The organism is Kluyvera genomosp. 2, from assembly GCF_036759865.1.
GTDB lineage: Bacteria > Pseudomonadota > Gammaproteobacteria > Enterobacterales > Enterobacteriaceae > Kluyvera > Kluyvera ascorbata_B.
The window spans coordinates 107,640-125,178 of the sequence record NZ_JAPKIA010000006.1 but is presented as its reverse complement, the minus strand read 5'-3'; the positions used below and the strand labels follow the sequence as shown (position 1 = coordinate 125,178).

Genomic DNA, 17,539 nt, shown 5'->3' with positions numbered 1-17,539 from the left:
GCCGCTCGGCAAAATGCTTGATTAGCCAGATTTTCGCGCTAAGGTGTTGTCACTTTCAGGCGAGAGAACACTCATGGCAAAATCAGCGCGACCTACCATCAGCGATGTGGCGAAAGCCGCGAAAACCGGCAAAACCAGCATTTCCCGCTACCTCAATGGCGAAAAGCACCTGCTTTCCGACGCGCTGCTGGCACGTATTGAAGCGGCGATTGCCGAGCTCGACTATCGCCCCAGCCTGATGGCTCGCAGCCTGAAGCGCGGCCGCACCCGCCTGATTGGCCTGATTATCGCCGACATTACCAACCCTTATTCCGTCAACGTGCTCAGCGGTATTGAAGCCGCCTGCCGTGAAAAGGGATTCACCCCGCTGGTGTGTAATACCAATAACGAGGTTAACCAGGAGCTGCATTATCTTGATCTGCTGCGCAGCTACCAGGTCGAGGGGATCGTCGTGAATGCCGTCGGCATGCGGGAAGAAGGGCTACAGCGCCTGCAACAGTCCGCACTGCCCATGGTGCTTATCGACCGTAAAATTCCTGATTTTGCCTGCGACGTCGTCGGGCTGGATAACGCCCAGGCCGCCACAACCGCCACTGAGCATCTGATTGAGCAAGGCTTTGAAGCCCTGCTGTTTCTCAGCGAACCGCTGGGCACCGTCAATACCCGCCGCGAACGACTCAGCGCCTTCCGGGCAACGCTGGCCCGCTACCCAGGCGTCGTGGCAGAAAACGCCGAAGTGCCGCTTGCCGAGAACGCACAGTTGGATAACACCCTGCGTCAGTTCCACCAGCAGCACCGCGGCATGCGTAAAGCCGTGATATCCGCCAACGGCGCGCTCACGCTTCAGGTGGCCCGCTCGCTAAAACGCATCGGCCTGAACTGGGGCAGCGATATCGGCCTGCTGGGGTTTGATGAGCTGGAGTGGGCAGAGCTGGCGGGCGTCGGCATTACCACCCTCAAGCAGCCCACCTGGCAAATAGGCTATGCCGCCGTCGAACAGGTCGTGCGCCGCATTGAAGGTGGCGCAGATGCTATTCATGAGCAGGTTTTTTCCGGTGAACTGATCGTTCGCGGATCGACTGCACGTTAATCTTCCTTCGTGATAGAGATCATAAATTCAACACAGCATGATTTTCTTTGGAACCGATTCCATTTAGCGTATTAGACATAGCGTTAAATTCGGAGTACCTATGCAAAGAAAAATTATGGTGGTGACCGCCGCGTATGGCCATGACGCCGTCCGCGCGGCCGGTGGACAAGGGGCAATGCTGCCGGTCATCGCCGATGCCGGGGCCGACGGCGTTGAAATCCGTCGCGAACTGTTGACCTCCGCCGAGCTTCAATCACTCCCAGCCCTGGCCGCCGCCATCGCCTCATCCAACCTGACCGCCTGCTATTCCGCGCCCGAAGCGCTGTTTATGACCGACGGTACGCTCAACCCCCAGCTTCCGGAATTACTGCGCGAAGCCACAACGCTGCGCGCACAGTGGCTGAAAGTATCGCTCGGCCACTTTAGCCACACATGGCAGCTCAGCACGCTGCGCGACTGGCTGGAGAGCAGCGGCATGAAACTGGTGGTAGAAAACGATCAAACCCCCTGCGGACGGCTGCCGCCAATGCAGCGCTTTAGCGCCGCTTGCCACACCCAGAAGCTGCCAGTGCAGCTCACGTTTGATATGGGTAACTGGCTGTGGGTCGGCGATTCCCCGGAAGCCGCCGCTGAACAGCTGGCGCCGTCAGTCGGCTATATCCACGTCAAGGCCGCGATCGCGCACCGCGACAGCTACCGGGCCGTACCGCCCGATACCGCCGATGCCCGCTGGCTGGCGTTACTGAATCAGTTACCCATCGACGTGCCGCGCGGTATTGAGTTCCCGCTGGAAGGGGACAATCTGACCGCCGTGACGCGCCGCTATGTTGAATTGTTACGTAAGGAGTAAGCGATGAACCCTTCTCTGGATGTCATCACCATCGGCGAAGCGATGGCCATGTTTGTCGCCAGGCAGACCGGCGATTTAGAGGACATTGAACAGTTTATTAAGCGCGTTGCCGGGGCCGAACTTAACGTCGCCACCGGGCTGGCGCGCCTTGGGTTGAAGGTAGGCTGGGTCAGCCGCGTGGGCAACGACAGTTTTGGCCGCTTTGTACTCAATAGTCTGCGTAAAGAAGGCATTGATGCCTGCGCCGTGACCGTCGACAGACAGCACGCAACCGGCTTTCAGCTAAAATCCAAAGTCGAAAATGGAACCGATCCCATTGTAGAGTATTTCCGTAAAGGCTCGGCGGCAAGCTACCTGTCGGTTGAGGACTACAACGAAACCTACTTCGCCAGCGCTCGCCATCTGCACCTTAGCGGCGTGGCGGCGGCCCTTTCCGCCAGTTCCTATACGCTGCTCGACCACGCTGCGCGCACGATGAAGGCTCAGGGTAAGACCCTCTCCTTCGACCCAAATCTGCGCCCGGTGCTATGGAAGAGCGAAGCAGAGATGGTCGAAAAACTCAACCAGCTGGCCTTCCAGGCCGACTGGGTTCTACCGGGATTGAAAGAGGGCATGATCCTGACCGGGAAACAAACCCCGGAAGGTATTGCCGATTTCTATCTCCACCGCGGCGTGAAGGCCGTCGCCATTAAAACCGGCGCCGACGGAGCCTGGTATAAAACCGTCGACGGCGAGCAGGGTCACGTAGCCCCCGTCAAAGTCGACAACGTGGTTGACACCGTTGGCGCTGGCGATGGTTTTGCCGTTGGCGTGGTCAGCGCGTTGCTCGAGGGGCGCACGCTGCATCAGGCCGTGGCTCGCGGCAACAAAATTGGCGCACTGGCGATTCAGGTTCAGGGCGACAGCGAAGGTTTACCCACCCGTGAAGCGTTAGGCGAATAACGTCACGTTACGATAACAGCCCCCCCTGTACCCTACATGCAGCGGCGGCGAAGCGACAATAGAGGCAGGCCTATGAACAGCTCAACAAACGCAGCAAAACGTTGGTGGTACATCATGCCGATCGTGTTTATCACGTACAGCCTGGCGTACCTTGACCGCGCGAACTTCAGTTTCGCCTCCGCAGCCGGAATTACCGAAGATCTCGGCATCACCAAAGGGATCTCTTCCCTGCTGGGCGCCCTCTTCTTCCTCGGCTACTTCTTCTTTCAAATCCCCGGCGCTATCTATGCCGAACGCCGCAGCGTACGCAAACTGATCTTTACCTGCCTGATTTTATGGGGCGTTTGCGCTTCGCTCACCGGCATGGTGACCAACATTCCGGCGCTGGCGGCGATTCGCTTTGTTCTGGGCGTCGTGGAAGCCGCCGTTATGCCCGCAATGCTGATTTACATCAGCAACTGGTTTACCAAATCCGAACGTTCGCGGGCCAACACCTTCCTGATCCTCGGGAACCCCGTCACCGTACTGTGGATGTCGGTGGTGTCAGGCTATCTGATTCAGGCGCTCGGCTGGCGCGAGATGTTTATTATCGAGGGCTTCCCGGCCATTATCTGGGCCTTCTGCTGGTGGGGGCTGGTCAAAGACAAACCATCGCAGGTCGGCTGGCTGAACGCATCGGAAAAAGCGGCACTGCAGGCCCAGCTGGAACAAGAACAACAGGGTATTAAAGCGGTACGCAACTACGGTGAAGCCTTCCGCTCACGCAACGTGGTTCTGCTTTGCATGCAGTACTTTGCCTGGAGCATCGGCGTATATGGTTTTGTACTGTGGCTGCCGTCAATCATCCGCAGCGGCGGCGCAAACCTGGGTATGGTTGAGGTCGGCTGGCTCTCTTCCGTACCTTACCTCGCCGCGACGATAGCGATGATTCTGGTGTCCTGGGCATCCGACAAACTGCAAAATCGTCGACTGTTCGTCTGGCCGCTGCTGCTGATCGCTGGCTTTGCGTTTATTGGCTCCTGGGCCGTTGGCGCAGACCATTTCTGGATCTCTTATAGCCTGCTGGTGATCGCTGGCGCGGCCATGTACGCCCCGTATGGCCCGTTCTTCGCCATCATTCCGGAGATGCTGCCGCGCAACGTCGCGGGGGGCGCGATGGCGCTAATCAACAGCATGGGGGCGCTGGGCTCGTTCTTCGGTTCCTGGTTCGTTGGCTATCTCAACGGTGCCACCGGCAGCCCGTCTGCATCATACATTTTTATGGGGGTGGCGCTTTTCGCCTCAGTATGGCTAACTCTTATTGTTAAGCCTGCTAATCATCAGCCGCTGCCCGTTGGCGCACGCCACGCTTAAACTTTTAACTTACGGAGATTCGCATGAAGCCGTCTATTATTCTCTATAAAGCGCTACCTGACGATTTACAGCATCGCCTGGCAGAACATTTTACGGTCACCCAGGTACCGAACCTGCGCCCGGAAACGGTCGCGCAGCATGCGGAGGCTTTCGCCAACGCGGAAGGTTTGCTGGGCTCTAGCGAAGCCGTCAATACCGCCTTGCTGGAGAAAATGCCCAAGCTTCGCGCAACGTCCACCATCTCCGTGGGTTACGATAACTTTGACGTCGAGGCCCTGAACGCTCGCCGGGTGCTGCTGATGCACACGCCGACGGTGCTGACGGAAACCGTGGCCGATACGCTCATGGCGCTGGTGCTCAGTACCGCCCGCCGCGTGGTTGAAGTGGCGGAGCGCGTGAAGGCCGGCGAGTGGACCAAAAGCATCGGTCCGGACTGGTTTGGCACCGACGTGCATCATAAAACGCTGGGTATTATCGGCATGGGCCGCATCGGCATGGCGCTCGCCCAGCGCGCCCACTTTGGTTTCAACATGCCGATTCTCTACAACGCGCGCCGCCGTCACGAGCAGGCGGAAGAGCGGTTTAACGCCCGCTACTGCGACCTGAACACGCTGCTGGATGAAGCGGATTTTGTCTGCCTGATCCTGCCGCTGACCGACGAAACGTACCACCTGTTCGGCGCCGAGCAGTTTGCGCGCATGAAGTCTTCAGCCATCTTTATCAACGCCGGCCGCGGCCCGGTGGTGGACGAGAAAGCGCTTATCTCCGCGCTGCGTAACGGTGACATTCATGCCGCAGGGCTGGATGTCTTCGAGCAGGAGCCGCTGCCTGCCAGCTCCCCGCTGTTGAAGCTGCCGAACGTTGTTGCGCTGCCGCATATCGGGTCCGCGACGCATGAAACCCGCTACAACATGGCGGCCTGTGCGGTGGATAACCTGATTGATGCGCTGCAAGGGAAGGTAGAGAAGAACTGCGTGAATCCGCAGGTTGCGGGATAAAACAAAACAGCCCGGCGGGTGCCGGGCTGCCATTATGGCTTATTTGGTCGCGTTAACCGCCGCCGTCCACGCCTGGCTAAAGGCCTGATGCTGTGCGGCCAGCGGGCCAATCAGCGCATTGTACTGGCTTGCCTGCTGTGAGGTCGGGAACTGAATGCCGTTGGCCACAAAGCTCACCTGAGTGCCTTGCTGAGCCACAAAATCGCCCACCTGCACCAGCTGCTGTGTGAACACCTGCGCGGCAGGGATCAGCGGCTGCAGCGCGTCGGCCGGGCCGGTAACCACTTTGCTGTAAACCTGGTCGAAGACCGGCTTCAGATCGTCTGCCTGCTTCAGCGCGGCGTGCGCAGCATCTGCCTGCATTTTGGCATTTTGCAGCTGCTGGCTCAGTACGCCCAGCGAACCATTTGCCTGACGCAGCGGCTCGCGCTGGGTCATGTAATCCTGCGGTACGCGAATGGCGTTAACGCTATCCACCACCGGACGCAGACCCGCGTCCATTGCCTGGCTCACCTGCTGTGAATAGCCATAAATGACGGCGTAGTCGGAAACAAACGGCCCGAACTGTTTTTTCTGGTCAGCCGTCAGCGTTGGCAGGCGTTCACCGCCGCGCATTACCGTATTCTGCAGGAAATCGACGAATGCTTTACGCTGATCGCCTTCCTTATCAAAACACCCACTCAGGCTAACAACCATCAATAACGCCGCAACAGGCGCAAACCAGCGAGAGCAGGACTTTCCTGTCGCCATTTTCTTACTCCTTCAGCCAAAAAAAAGCGCAAACCGGCACACGCGTGCCTAACGCTGACAAGGATAGTCCAGAGCCGCGCCGCAAGATACCTTTTTCATACGTTCTGCCGCGCTTCCGTTGAAATGTTAACAAGGTGTTGCATCCATCACATTTATCGCAATGCAATCATGCAAGAAAAGAGGAACTAACGTAATGATATTCATCTTTTTTTAGCTAAATCATCGCGGCAACAAAAACGGAGCGAACGATAATCGCACACTTCCGCCCGGCGGCACGTTGTGGGAAGGCCCGCTAAATGATTTGATTTAATGAACGATTAACGACAATACGTTCGATAATCGCCCAAAACCTCAATACCCGTGAGAGAGACAAGAGGATAAATCCCGCTCTCTCGCCTCGCTTAGCAGGAATTACCGCATGACAACACAGACAACAACGGATATTCAGGCTTTTATCAACCGCCATCCCTTCTCAAAGTACCAGTGGATGATTCTGGTGCTGTGCTTTGTGACCGTCGCTATGGATGGATTTGATACCGCCATTATTGGTTTTATCGCCTCCGATTTGATCCAGGAATGGGGGGTACAAAAATCCGATCTCGGCCCCGTGATGAGTGCCGCGCTGGTCGGCCTTGCCGTGGGCGCATTAACCGCAGGCCCAATGGCCGACCGCATTGGCCGTAAAAAGGTGCTGGTCCTGTCAATTCTGGTCTTTGGCGGCTTCAGCCTGATCACAGCCTTCGCCACATCGCTGACGCAGCTGACCGTCCTGCGCTTCTTAACGGGCCTGGGGCTCGGCGCCGCGATGCCGAACGCCGCCACGCTGATGAGTGAATATGCTCCGGAGCGCCGCCGCGCGCTGCTGGTGAACCTGATGTTCGTCGGGTTCCCCATCGGTTCATCAATGGGCGGCTTTGTTTCAGCATGGCTGATTCCGCACTACGGCTGGCAAAGCGTGCTGATTCTTGGCGGCGTGATGCCGCTGGCGCTGGCCGTGGCGCTGATCTTCCTGCTGCCGGAGTCCGCTCGCTATCTGGCGGTGAAGAACAAATCTCAGCAACAGATTGCGCGGATTTTACGCCACATTGCCCCTCTGCCGGATAACACGCACTTTGTATTGCAGGAAACGGGTCAGGTCAAAGAGCAGTCGGCGCTGGGCGTCATCTTCTCGCCACGCTATCTGGTGGGCACCATTATGCTGTGCCTGACCTACTTTATGGGCCTGCTGATCTTCTATCTGCTGACCAGCTGGCTGCCGCTGTTGATTCGCGAAACCGGCGCAACGTTGAGCCAGGCTTCGGTTATTACCGCCCTCTTCCCGCTGGGCGGCGGCATTGGCGTACTGGTGCTCGGCGCGCTGATGGACAAAATTAACCCGAATAAAGTGGTGGCGGTGGGCTATTTGCTGACCGGCGTCTTTGTCTGCCTGGTGGGCTTCTCAACCAGCAGTCTGGTATTAATGGGCGTAATGGTGTTTATCGCCGGCACCATCATGAACGGCGCACAGTCGTCCATGCCGGCGTTGGCCGCCGGTTTTTACCCGACTCAAGGGCGCGCCACCGGCGTTGCCTGGATGCTGGGCCTGGGTCGCTTCGGCGGGATTCTCGGCGCCTTCAGCGGCGCTTTCCTGATGCAGGCCGAGCTCTCCTTTAAGACCATTTTCGCGCTGCTGGCTATTCCTGCCGTGCTGTCAGCTATTGCGCTGATGATCAAGCACGCGGCGAGTAAACGGCAGCCGCTTCAGGGTGCCAGCGGCCCGTCGTCGCTGCCAAAAGCGGCACAAAAAGTGTAATGCCACGCCCCGGCAGGCCCGCTGCCGGGGCGCTATGACGCTTTTTTACAAAGCAGAGATTTCCTTAAATTTTATTTATATATCATTATATTAAACAAAATTACCACCGTAAGCGCACCCGTTGCATAGCCGGATGGGCACAGATAACGTTTGCTTTTGAGCCCGGAAGTATGCGTTAATGATTCCACGGTTTGACATACAGACCACAAAGCAGTTGAGTAAAGCAGTTCCCTTCAAGGTTATCCATTGGTACCCCTCGTAGCGACATTTCCTTTACGCTTTAAATTCTGTAAAGCATGCCATATCGCCGTAAGGCTCAATTAATTTTTAAAGGTAATTTCTATGTCCGGTAAAATGACTGGTATCGTAAAATGGTTCAACGCTGACAAAGGCTTCGGCTTCATCACTCCTGACGATGGTTCTAAAGACGTGTTCGTACACTTCTCTGCTATCCAGAACGATGGCTACAAATCCCTGGACGAAGGTCAGAAAGTTTCCTTCACCATCGAAAACGGCGCTAAAGGCCCGGCAGCTGGCAACGTAACTTCTCTGTAAGTTCACGCCGCTAAAAATTCGAAATCCCTGCCTTACGGCGGGGATTTTTTTATTTATAACGCCTTAAAAATCCAGCCGTTCTCCTGCCACGTCAGACTATGCGTCAACTTCAACGCCTGTAAAAACGCCTCATCGTGCGACACCACCAGCATCGCGCCGGGAAATCCGACTAGCGCCGCTTCAATTGCCTGAACAGATGCCAGATCGAGATGGTTGGTCGGCTCGTCCAGCAATAACAGTTGTGCCGGTTCCCGACGCCACAGCACGCAGGCCAGCGCGGCTTTTAAGCGTTCACCGCCGCTCAATGCCGCCAGCGGTAGATTGACCTTATCGGCGTCGAGCCGAAGCTGGGCCAGGCGGGTACGCAGCTCCCCCTCCACTAACGGCGAATCGCCTGCCCTCAAATGCCCCATCACCGATTGCGATAAATCCAGCTGCGTAAGATGTTGATCGAGCCAGGCCGCGCTGACCGACAATCGGCATTCACCGCAGAGCGGTGATTCAATGCCCATCAGCGTTTTCAGCAGCGTCGTTTTGCCGCAGCCATTCGGGCCGCGCAGCGCCACTCGCATCGGGCCATCCAACCGCAAGGTGAGCGGGAACGCCGACGAATGCGCTAAACACAGCTGCTCAGCCACCCATATCTGCTTGCCCGCCGCGATACGGCTTTCTGGCAAGGTAAACAGGATGGGCACATCTTCTTCCACGCGTTCCCGCGCCTGTGCTACCGCATGATTTAGCGTCGCGTTTTGCTCCCGGTGCTGAGTGAGCAGCGTCCCTGGCCGCTCGCGCGCCGCGCCTTTGTACTTCACACGCTCAAAAGAGGCGATGTTCAGGCTATCGACGGTCCTTAATGTTTTAGCCGAGCGCCGCTGACAATCGTCATGTTCCTTTTGCATCCGCGCCCGGACGCGGCGTCGTTCAGTTGCAGCATGGCAGAGCGCGGCCCGTGCCGCGGACTGTTCGGCATCGCGCTGCTGCTGATAATCCGCATAGCTGCCACCGTAGCTACGTAGCGCTGAGGGGGTCAGCTCGAGAATGCGCGGCATCCGCCCGAGCAGCTCGCGATCGTGGCTGGCAATCAGCGCCCCGCCTCGCCAGCTTTCCAGCTGCCGATAAAGCCATTCGCGCCCGCCGCTATCAAGATGGTTAGTCGGCTCATCCAGCAGCAAATACGCCGCATCGGAGGCAAACGCGGCACAGAGCAACGCTTTCCCCCGTTCTCCGCCGCTCAGAGAAAGCGCTGGCCGCGCGGGGTCAAACTCACCCAGCCCTGCGGCCAGAAACGCTGCGTTTAATCGCTCAGGCAGTTCCCAATAACCGTCCAGGCATTCAATATCATCAGCCAGCGCGTGGCCTGCAGCGAGACGCTGTAAAGCGGAAAAAATCGCCTCATAGCCAAGCAACATTGCCAGCGTCATCTCTGCGGACACCGCATGCTGCTGCGCCACATACGCACAGGAGGAAAGTGGTTCAATATGACCAGAAGAAGGACGGTCTTTCCCCGCCAGCAGGCGTAGCAGGCGGGTTTTACCCACGCCGTTACGTCCGACAAGACCGCACTGCGAGGGGGCCAGCGAGACGTTCAGTGGGCCAAAAAGGGTATCGCCCGTCGCAAACTGACAGGTGACCTGATGCAAAATAAAAGCGGGGGATAGCGCACAATGGGCCATAAGCACTCCTGAATGAAATCAATAGTTCCCCTGCGTGCGGCAAGCGCCCAGCAAGGATTCGAATTCAGCAGGTGTGTTTGTCCATTTTCAGTGTGCCTCAGTAAGACGAGGGGTTCGTCGCGGCAAAGCATAAACGCATTGTTGGGCGTATTTCAAGGCTATTTTTTACGCATTTTATGCCTGGCGCAACGCCAGGCCTCAAAGCGACAAGGCCTGACAAGCGCGGGCTTGATGAAGCAACCCGTTGATAGCAGGTTCTTTTTAGCAAGATGCTGCCCGGGTAAAGCGAATCAGGGTTTCACTCTTTTTCCCGATTCATCGACCACCTGTTCACCATCTTCTTTGGTGAACGCGCCCTGCTGCGGCTCAGGTAAGATCTCCAGCACAACCTCAGAAGGGCGGCACAGTCGGGTGCCCAGCGGCGTCACGACAATCGGGCGGTTGATCAGGATCGGATGTTCAAGCATATAACCGATCAATTGTTCATCGGTAAACCGATCTTCAGCCAGGCCGAGTTGTTCATAGGGTTCCACATTCTGGCGCAGCAGCGCGCGTACCGTTATCCCCATATCGGCAATCAGCTTAACCAACTCATCGCGGGAGGGCGGCGTGTCGAGATAATAAACAATCTTCGGCTCATTGCCGCTGTTGCGGATCATCTCCAGCGTATTCCGCGACGTGCCGCAGGCGGGGTTATGATAGACAGTAATCATGCTCATACAGTATCTCATTACAAAGTGACGGAGAGCCGCAGCGCCAGTGCGACCAGGGTGACAAAGAGCACCGGCAGCGTCATGATGATGCCCGTACGGAAGTAATATCCCCAGGTAATCTTCATGTTTTTCTGCGCCAGTACGTGCAGCCACAGCAGCGTAGCCAGGCTGCCAATCGGGGTAATCTTCGGCCCCAGATCGCAGCCAATAACGTTGGCATAGACCATGGCTTCTTTGATGACGCCGGTCGCGGCGCTGCCATCAATCGACAGCGCACCAATCAACACCGTCGGCATATTGTTCATCATTGACGACAGAAATGCCGTAATAAAGCCGGTTCCCAGCGTGGCGGCCCATAGGCCATGCTCGGCCAGTACGTTCAGCACCCCAGACAGCCACTCCGTAAGCCCCGCATTACGCAGCCCATAAACCACCAGATACATGCCGAGCGAGAAAATGACAATCTGCCACGGCGCCCCACGCAATACCTTTCCGGTATTAATCGCGTGGCCGCGCTTCGCGACGATAAACAACGCCGCGGCGCCTACGGCGGCAATTGCGCTGATGGGAATCCCCATCGGTTCCAGAATAAAGAACCCAGCGAGCAGACACAGCAGCACCACCCAGCCCATCTTAAACGTCGCGGGATCTTTAATCGCGCTGGCCGGCGTCTTCAGCAAAGCAACGTCGTAGGTCCTGGGGATGTCCCGGCGGAAGAACCAATGCAGCATCCCCAGCGTGGCAACAATCGCCGCGATATCCACGGGCACCATCACGGAAGCGTACCGGGTGAAACCCAGGCCAAAGAAATCAGCCGAGACGATATTCACCAGGTTAGAGACGATCAGCGGCAGGCTGGCCGTATCCGCAATGAACCCCGCGGCCATCACAAAAGCCAGCGTCGTACCCTGGCTGAAGCCTAGTGCAAGCAGCATGGCAATCACGATAGGCGTCAGAATCAGCGCCGCGCCGTCGTTCGCAAACAGCGCCGCGACGGCCGCGCCGAGTAAGACTATCCAGGTAAACAACAAACGCCCGCGCCCCTTACCCCAGCGCGAGACGTGCAGCGCGGCCCATTCAAAGAAACCGCACTCATCGAGCAACAGGCTGATCATGATGACGGCAATAAATGTCGCCGTAGCGTTCCACACAATGTTCCAGACAACGGGAATATCATCGATATGAATCACGCCCGTCGCCAGCGCGAGGACCGCCCCAATGCTTGCGCTCCAGCCAATACTCAGCCCTTTTGGCTGCCAGATGACCAGCACCAGCGTCAGTAGAAACAGACTCCCTGCCAACAACATTTCACACCCCATTCACATATGGTTATATATATATGTACTATTCAGCCTTAGCAGGAAGAACAATCCGACGTCACCCGTCGTTTACGTACGTCTTCACGCAGGCACTGCCAGGCGGTTGAGATGACGTCTGCCGCCCAGGCAGGCATATGCGGAGACAATCGGTAATAAACCCATTTTCCGTCCCGACGGTCCATAACTAACCCAGCCCCGCGTAAAATCGCCATATGCCGGGAAATTTTCGGCTGTGATTCCGAGGTGGCACCGCAGATATCACAAACGCACAGCTCGCCCGACTCTCTCAGTTGCATAAGGATCGCAAGACGGGTTTCATCCGCCAGGATTTTGAAAAGTTGAACCGGTTGTAGCATAGCTGACTCCGTTATCGTCACCACATATATATGTTAATACAGATATGTTAATTACAAAAGTGTCTATTTGCGAACACAAAAAAGGACCGGGTATACCTCTGCACCATAAAAAAAACCTGCCCGAGGGCAGGTCTTTTATTTACCGCGTTTCGCTTACTGCAGCAGGGAAATATCTGCTACCTGCAGGAACAGCTCGCGCAGTTTCGACAGCAGAGTCAGACGGTTGATACGCACGTCTTTATCTTCTGCGTTCACCATGACGTTCTCGAAGAACTCATCCACCGGCTCGCGCAGCGAGGCCAGTTCGATCAGCGCATCCTGATAGCGACCTTCGGCGAAGTACGGCTGCAGCTTATCGCGCAGAACGACGAGGTTGCCCGCCAGCTTAATTTCTGCCGCTTCTTTCAGCACGGAAGCATGAACAATATCGTTCAGCGTTTCGTCAGATTTCGCCAGGATGTTAGACACGCGCTTGTTAGCCGCTGCCAGCGCAGACGCTTCTTCCAGGGTACGGAAGTGGGACACCGCTTTCATACGGGCATCGAAGTCTGCCGGACGCGTCGGACGGCGCGCCAGCACCGCCTGGATGGTATCGACGGTGTAACCTTCATCCTGATACCACGCGCGGAAACGGCCGAGCATGAAGTCGATAACGTCATCCACCACTTTCGCGTTGGTCAGCTTGTCGCCGTACAGACGCACCGCTTCTTCGGTCAGCGTTTGCAGATCCAGGTTCAGGTTCTTCTCAACGATGATACGCAGCACGCCCAGCGCGGCACGACGCAGCGCGAACGGGTCTTTATCGCCTTTCGGATGTTGGCCGATACCAAAGATACCCGCCAGGGTGTCCATCTTATCGGCAATCGCCAGCGCGCACGCTACCGGGTTAGACGGCAGATCGTCACCGGCAAAGCGCGGCTGATACTGCTCGTTCAGCGCGACCGCAACATCTTCCGCTTCGCCATCATGGCGCGCGTAGTGCATCCCCATCACGCCCTGAGTGTCGGTGAACTCGAAGACCATGTTGGTCATCAGGTCGCACTTAGACAGCAGGCCAGCGCGGGTTGCGTGGTTCACATCAGCGCCAATCTGACCGGCAATCCAGCCCGCCAGCGCCTGAATACGGTCAGTTTTGTCGCGCAGCGTGCCCAGCTGTTGCTGGAACAGCACGGTTTGCAGACGTGGCAGGTGATCTTCCAGACGTTTTTTACGGTCGGTATTGAAGAAGAACTCGGCGTCGGCCAGACGTGGGCGAACCACTTTCTCGTTACCGGAGATGATCTGGGTCGGATCTTTCGATTCGATGTTGGCCACGAAGATAAAGTTCGGCAGCAGCTTGCCCGCGTTGTCGTAAACCGGGAAGTACTTCTGGTCGCCCTTCATGGTGTACACCAGCGCTTCCGCCGGCACCGCAAGGAATTTCTCTTCAAACTTCGCAGTCAGTACCACCGGCCATTCAACCAGCGAGGTGACTTCTTCCAGCAGGCTTTCGCTCAGATCGGCAATGCCGCCAATCTTACGCGCTGCTTCTTCCGCATCGGCTTTAATTTTGGCCTTACGCGCTTCGTAGTCAGCCACCACCATGCCGCGTTCCAGCAGAATCTGCGGGTACTGATCGGCATTGTCGATAGTGAACTCCGGCTCGCCCATAAAGCGATGGCCGCGAATCACGCGGTCAGACTGAATGCCAAGGATGGTCGCAGGAACGACTTTCTCACCCAGCAGCAGGGTTACGGTGTGAACCGGACGCACAAAGTGCACGTCGTTCGCGCCCCAGCGCATCAGTTTCGGGATCGGCAGCTTAGAAAGCGAGTTGGCAATCATGTTCGGCAGCAGCGCTTCGGTGCTTTCGCCCTTCACGTGTGCGCGATACAGCAGCCATTCGCCTTTGTCAGTGGTCAGACGTTCGGCCTGATCGACGGTGATACCGCAGCCGCGCGCCCAACCCTCAGCCGCTTTGCTCGGTTTGCCTTCGGCGTCGAACGCCTGGGCAATCGCCGGGCCGCGTTTTTCAACTTCACGATCCGCCTGCGCGGCCGCGAGATTTGCCACTTTCAGCGCCAGACGGCGCGGGGCAGCAAACCATTCAACTTTACCGTGCGCGAGGCCCGCGTTATCGAGCTCTGCGGTCACGTTTGCCGCGAAAAATTCCGCCAGGTTGCGCAGCGCTTTTGGTGGCAGCTCTTCAGTGCCGATTTCCACCAGAAAAGTATTCTCAGACATGGCCGCCTCTTATTTATTCTTGTTGCACATCGGGAAGCCAAGGGCTTCACGGGAAGCGTAGTAAGCTTCTGCCACTGCTTTGGTCAGGGTGCGAATGCGCAGGATGTAGCGCTGACGCTCGGTGACGGAGATGGCTTTACGCGCATCCAGCAGGTTAAAGCTATGGGCAGCCTTAAGAATACGCTCGTAGGCAGGCAGCGGCAGCGGGTTTTCCAGCGCCAGCAGCTGCTGGGCTTCTTTCTCATACTGCTCGAAGCAGGAGAACAGGAAGTCGACGTCTGCGTATTCGAAGTTGTAGGTGGATTGCTCCACTTCATTCTGATGGAACACGTCGCCGTAGGTGGTTTTACCCAGCGGGCCGTCGCTCCAGACCAGGTCGTAAACGCTGTCTACGCCCTGAATGTACATGGCCAGACGTTCCAGACCATAGGTGATTTCACCGGTGACCGGCTTGCACTCAAGGCCGCCGACCTGCTGGAAGTAGGTGAACTGCGTCACTTCCATACCGTTCAGCCACACTTCCCAACCCAGACCCCAGGCACCCAGCGTCGGGTTCTCCCAGTTGTCTTCCACGAAGCGAATGTCGTGGATGGTCGGATCCATACCCAGCTCTTTCAGAGACCCGAGGTACAGCTCCTGGATGTTATCCGGAGACGGTTTAATCACGACCTGGAACTGATAGTAGTGCTGTAAACGGTTCGGGTTTTCGCCATAGCGACCGTCGGTTGGACGGCGGGACGGCTGCACGTAGGCGGTCGCCATCGGCTCCGGCCCCAACGCACGCAGGCAGGTCATTGGGTGAGAGGTGCCCGCGCCAACTTCCATGTCCAGTGGTTGAACAATGGTGCAGCCCTGACGAGCCCAGTAATCCTGTAAGGTCAGGATCAGGCCCTGGAAGGTCCTGGTATCAAACTTTTGCATATGATTTCGTGCTGGATACGTGTGGATTTAAAGGAAGGAGTCAGTATACCCGCTGGCTGCGAGATATACAGTATGAAACGGGGTTGTTTAGGGAAAATTGGGAAAAACAGGCCGGATTTTGCCGATCCGGGGCCTGTTTTAGCGCATTGACAGGTGTAAAAAGCCGCCGTCTGCATCAAAGGAGCAGACAAAGCTTTCATTGCGCGCCGTGTAGCCACGCAGCTCATAGCTGCCCTGAAAACGTTCAAACCCGGTCACGTCAATTTTCTGCGCCGCCGTATTATAGCGCGCCGCGGCGTTGTCCTTGCAGAGTTGCTCCATAGTGAGCGAACGCGCAGGATTGATTTTTGCACTCTGTGTTTTTTGGGCCACCGGCGGCTCGACCGACGAACACCCTGCCAGCAGAATAAACGCCAGCACAAGAGGGAGAGACTTCATCATCATCATTATTTATCTTACCGGGCTGTTATTTTGGCTGTACCCTTTCACACCACCGCATTGTGCGAATCTCTCCGCAGCGCCACAAGTGCAGGGTGCAAAACTCAGAATTATCCAGTGAAATAGCGCCAGAAGCGGCGGGTCTGATTTATATATAGCGGAAAATAGGGCATCTGATGCAAGAAAAAATTAGCTGGATTGATAACTTACGCGGCATTGCCTGCCTGATGGTGGTGATGATCCACACCACCACCTGGTTTATTACCCATCCGCACGACATCAGCCCGCTCAGTTGGGATTTCGCTAACGTCCTGAACTCCGCCTCTCGCGTCAGCGTTCCGCTCTTTTTTATGATATCCGGCTACCTTTTTTTTGGCCCACGCAGCGCGCAGCCGCGCCATTTTCTGCGTATTGCGCTGTGCCTGCTGTTTTACAGCGCTATCGCCCTGTTATTTATTACCGCCTTTACCCCTATCAACGTCGAAGCTTCGCTGAGGAACCTGCTGCAAAAACCGGCGTTCTATCATCTGTGGTTCTTCTTCGCCATCATCGTCATTTATCTGGTGTCACCGCTGATTGGTGTGAAAGCCGTTAGCGGCAAAATGCTGCTGGCGCTGATGGTCGTTCTGGGGATTGTCGCAAACCCGAATATGCCGCCGCTGAAGGCTGACGGCGCAACCTGGCTACCGGTGAATCTGTATATCAACGGCGACACGTTCTATTACGTGCTTTACGGCCTGCTGGGCCGGGCGCTGGGTATGATGGAAACGAACCGAAAAAGCCTGACGTGGATCTGTGGGCTGCTGTTTGCCGCGGGCGCATGGATAATTTCTCGCGGTACGCTGCACGAGCTACAGTGGCGCGGCAACTTTGGTGACACCTGGTACGTGTACTGTGGCCCAATGGTCTTTATCTGCGCGACGGCGCTGTTCGTGGTGGTTAAAAACACGCTGAATCATCGCGTATTGCCGGGTCTGGCGCTTATTTCCCGCCATTCTTTAGGTATTTACGGTTTTCACGCCTTTATCATTTACCTGCTGCGCGCCTGGAATCTCGATCTCAAAAGCTGGCCAGCGCTGGATATTCTATGGGTATTTACGCTCACGCTGGTCACAAGCCTGCTGCTCTCGATGGCGCTACAGCGCGCTGATAGACGCAGACTGGTCAGCTAGGTGACGGCAGATTCGGCTGCGGCCACATCGCCGCGCCGTACATACAGGCAAACCATGCCGTCACGATCGGCGCTTTGTGTATCAGCGCCAGCGGCATATTCCAGACGCCGACCAGCAGCAGCCCACAGGCGAGCAGCAGCAGCATCCGGCACAACGCAGCAAAGCGCGCTTGCGCGGCTTGCCGGTGGGCCACAACGGCAAAAACCCCGAGGATCAGCATCGCCAGGAAATAGGCCCGATCGTCCAGCTGCGGGCAGCCGCGCCAGAGACAAGCCAGATATAACAGAATGCCACCGTTCAGGGCCAGGCGAGGCGATGTAAAGATAGTTCGCATGATGCATCTCCTTATATCAACACCGCCATTATCCCCTGCCGCCAGTTTTTAACATCAAGG

At 56.7% G+C, this 17,539-nt stretch carries 17 protein-coding genes; 8 read left to right on the top strand and 9 right to left on the bottom strand.

Features of this window, described 5'->3' with window-relative positions:
- Window positions 1-73 precede the first annotated feature (73 nt).
- From V6942_RS08185 to ghrB, 5 genes are all read left to right on the top strand, one after another.
- Window positions 74-1,090, top strand: coding sequence for a LacI family DNA-binding transcriptional regulator (locus V6942_RS08185; protein WP_106925012.1), 1,017 nt, complete (start codon window positions 74-76; stop codon window positions 1,088-1,090).
- A 100-nt stretch (window positions 1,091-1,190) separates the two neighbouring features.
- Window positions 1,191-1,940, top strand: a complete 750-nt coding sequence (locus V6942_RS08180) for a sugar phosphate isomerase/epimerase family protein (RefSeq protein ID WP_106925011.1) — start codon at window positions 1,191-1,193, stop codon at window positions 1,938-1,940.
- 3 nt (window positions 1,941-1,943) lie between these two features.
- A complete protein-coding gene (locus V6942_RS08175; protein ID WP_106925010.1) occupies window positions 1,944-2,882 on the top strand; it encodes a sugar kinase in 939 nt (312 codons plus the stop codon).
- 72 nt (window positions 2,883-2,954) lie between these two features.
- Window positions 2,955-4,235 carry an MFS transporter gene (locus V6942_RS08170; protein ID WP_333501082.1) on the top strand — a complete coding sequence of 427 codons (1,281 nt, stop codon included), beginning with the start codon at window positions 2,955-2,957 and terminating at the stop codon, window positions 4,233-4,235.
- A gap of 23 nt (window positions 4,236-4,258) precedes the next feature.
- Complete coding sequence (ghrB, locus tag V6942_RS08165) at window positions 4,259-5,233, top strand: glyoxylate/hydroxypyruvate reductase GhrB (protein WP_106925008.1); 975 nt, start codon at window positions 4,259-4,261, stop codon at window positions 5,231-5,233.
- Window positions 5,234-5,272: 39 nt separating this feature from the next.
- On the opposite strand, the gene V6942_RS08160 is transcribed toward ghrB, so the two are convergent.
- Complete coding sequence (locus tag V6942_RS08160; protein ID WP_106925007.1) at window positions 5,273-5,983, bottom strand: DUF3053 domain-containing protein; 711 nt, start codon at window positions 5,981-5,983, stop codon at window positions 5,273-5,275.
- Between the two features lie 418 nt (window positions 5,984-6,401).
- Between V6942_RS08160 and V6942_RS08155 the strand changes: the two genes are divergently transcribed.
- Window positions 6,402-7,775, top strand: coding sequence for an MFS transporter (locus V6942_RS08155; RefSeq protein ID WP_182929844.1), 1,374 nt, complete (start codon window positions 6,402-6,404; stop codon window positions 7,773-7,775).
- A 342-nt stretch (window positions 7,776-8,117) separates the two neighbouring features.
- The gene (gene cspE, locus V6942_RS08150; RefSeq protein WP_035893107.1) at window positions 8,118-8,330 is read left to right on the top strand and encodes an RNA chaperone/antiterminator CspA; all 213 of its coding nucleotides are present in this window, start codon (window positions 8,118-8,120) and stop codon (window positions 8,328-8,330) included.
- Between the two features lie 53 nt (window positions 8,331-8,383).
- Here cspE and V6942_RS08145 read toward each other — a convergent pair whose 3' ends face one another.
- The 7 genes from V6942_RS08145 to V6942_RS08115 form a co-directional block, all read right to left on the bottom strand.
- A complete protein-coding gene (locus V6942_RS08145) occupies window positions 8,384-10,003 on the bottom strand; it encodes an ABC-F family ATP-binding cassette domain-containing protein (RefSeq protein ID WP_333501081.1) in 1,620 nt (539 codons plus the stop codon).
- A 290-nt stretch (window positions 10,004-10,293) separates the two neighbouring features.
- Window positions 10,294-10,722 carry a glutaredoxin-dependent arsenate reductase gene (gene arsC, locus V6942_RS08140; protein ID WP_182929842.1) on the bottom strand — a complete coding sequence of 143 codons (429 nt, stop codon included), beginning with the start codon at window positions 10,720-10,722 and terminating at the stop codon, window positions 10,294-10,296.
- 11 nt (window positions 10,723-10,733) lie between these two features.
- Window positions 10,734-12,023, bottom strand: coding sequence for an arsenic transporter (locus tag V6942_RS08135; protein ID WP_333501080.1), 1,290 nt, complete (start codon window positions 12,021-12,023; stop codon window positions 10,734-10,736).
- A gap of 47 nt (window positions 12,024-12,070) precedes the next feature.
- Complete coding sequence (locus V6942_RS08130; RefSeq protein WP_182929840.1) at window positions 12,071-12,391, bottom strand: metalloregulator ArsR/SmtB family transcription factor; 321 nt, start codon at window positions 12,389-12,391, stop codon at window positions 12,071-12,073.
- A 153-nt stretch (window positions 12,392-12,544) separates the two neighbouring features.
- A complete protein-coding gene (gene glyS / locus V6942_RS08125; protein WP_333501079.1) occupies window positions 12,545-14,614 on the bottom strand; it encodes a glycine--tRNA ligase subunit beta in 2,070 nt (689 codons plus the stop codon).
- Between the two features lie 9 nt (window positions 14,615-14,623).
- Window positions 14,624-15,535 (bottom strand): glycine--tRNA ligase subunit alpha, encoded by a 912-nt coding sequence (gene glyQ, locus V6942_RS08120; protein WP_004126458.1) that lies wholly within the window; start codon window positions 15,533-15,535, stop codon window positions 14,624-14,626.
- Between the two features lie 138 nt (window positions 15,536-15,673).
- Window positions 15,674-15,979 carry a YsaB family lipoprotein gene (locus V6942_RS08115; protein WP_106925185.1) on the bottom strand — a complete coding sequence of 102 codons (306 nt, stop codon included), beginning with the start codon at window positions 15,977-15,979 and terminating at the stop codon, window positions 15,674-15,676.
- A 170-nt stretch (window positions 15,980-16,149) separates the two neighbouring features.
- Between V6942_RS08115 and V6942_RS08110 the strand changes: the two genes are divergently transcribed.
- Window positions 16,150-17,145, top strand: a complete 996-nt coding sequence (locus V6942_RS08110) for an acyltransferase (protein WP_182929832.1) — start codon at window positions 16,150-16,152, stop codon at window positions 17,143-17,145.
- On the opposite strand, the gene V6942_RS08105 is transcribed toward V6942_RS08110, so the two are convergent.
- Complete coding sequence (locus V6942_RS08105; RefSeq protein WP_333501078.1) at window positions 17,138-17,479, bottom strand: hypothetical protein; 342 nt, start codon at window positions 17,477-17,479, stop codon at window positions 17,138-17,140. The two genes, V6942_RS08110 and V6942_RS08105, sit on opposite strands and share 8 nt — an antisense overlap.
- Window positions 17,480-17,539: the final 60 nt, after the last annotated feature.

What these genes read in the sequence shown, in the direction of transcription:
- V6942_RS08110 (WP_182929832.1), top strand. Translation starts at nt 16,150, where the DNA reads ATGCAAGAAAAAATTAGCTGGATTGATAACTTACGCGGCATTGCCTGC.
- V6942_RS08105 (WP_333501078.1), bottom strand. Translation starts at nt 17,479, where the DNA reads ATGCGAACTATCTTTACATCGCCTCGCCTGGCCCTGAACGGTGGCATT.
- glyQ (WP_004126458.1), bottom strand. Translation starts at nt 15,535, where the DNA reads ATGCAAAAGTTTGATACCAGGACCTTCCAGGGCCTGATCCTGACCTTA.
- ghrB (WP_106925008.1), top strand. Translation starts at nt 4,259, where the DNA reads ATGAAGCCGTCTATTATTCTCTATAAAGCGCTACCTGACGATTTACAG.
- V6942_RS08170 (WP_333501082.1), top strand. Translation starts at nt 2,955, where the DNA reads ATGAACAGCTCAACAAACGCAGCAAAACGTTGGTGGTACATCATGCCG.
- glyS (WP_333501079.1), bottom strand. Translation starts at nt 14,614, where the DNA reads ATGTCTGAGAATACTTTTCTGGTGGAAATCGGCACTGAAGAGCTGCCA.
- V6942_RS08185 (WP_106925012.1), top strand. Translation starts at nt 74, where the DNA reads ATGGCAAAATCAGCGCGACCTACCATCAGCGATGTGGCGAAAGCCGCG.
- arsC (WP_182929842.1), bottom strand. Translation starts at nt 10,722, where the DNA reads ATGAGCATGATTACTGTCTATCATAACCCCGCCTGCGGCACGTCGCGG.
- V6942_RS08135 (WP_333501080.1), bottom strand. Translation starts at nt 12,023, where the DNA reads ATGTTGTTGGCAGGGAGTCTGTTTCTACTGACGCTGGTGCTGGTCATC.
- V6942_RS08115 (WP_106925185.1), bottom strand. Translation starts at nt 15,979, where the DNA reads ATGATGATGAAGTCTCTCCCTCTTGTGCTGGCGTTTATTCTGCTGGCA.
- cspE (WP_035893107.1), top strand. Translation starts at nt 8,118, where the DNA reads ATGTCCGGTAAAATGACTGGTATCGTAAAATGGTTCAACGCTGACAAA.
- V6942_RS08145 (WP_333501081.1), bottom strand. Translation starts at nt 10,003, where the DNA reads ATGGCCCATTGTGCGCTATCCCCCGCTTTTATTTTGCATCAGGTCACC.
- V6942_RS08180 (WP_106925011.1), top strand. Translation starts at nt 1,191, where the DNA reads ATGCAAAGAAAAATTATGGTGGTGACCGCCGCGTATGGCCATGACGCC.
- V6942_RS08160 (WP_106925007.1), bottom strand. Translation starts at nt 5,983, where the DNA reads ATGGCGACAGGAAAGTCCTGCTCTCGCTGGTTTGCGCCTGTTGCGGCG.
- V6942_RS08155 (WP_182929844.1), top strand. Translation starts at nt 6,402, where the DNA reads ATGACAACACAGACAACAACGGATATTCAGGCTTTTATCAACCGCCAT.
- V6942_RS08130 (WP_182929840.1), bottom strand. Translation starts at nt 12,391, where the DNA reads ATGCTACAACCGGTTCAACTTTTCAAAATCCTGGCGGATGAAACCCGT.
- V6942_RS08175 (WP_106925010.1), top strand. Translation starts at nt 1,944, where the DNA reads ATGAACCCTTCTCTGGATGTCATCACCATCGGCGAAGCGATGGCCATG.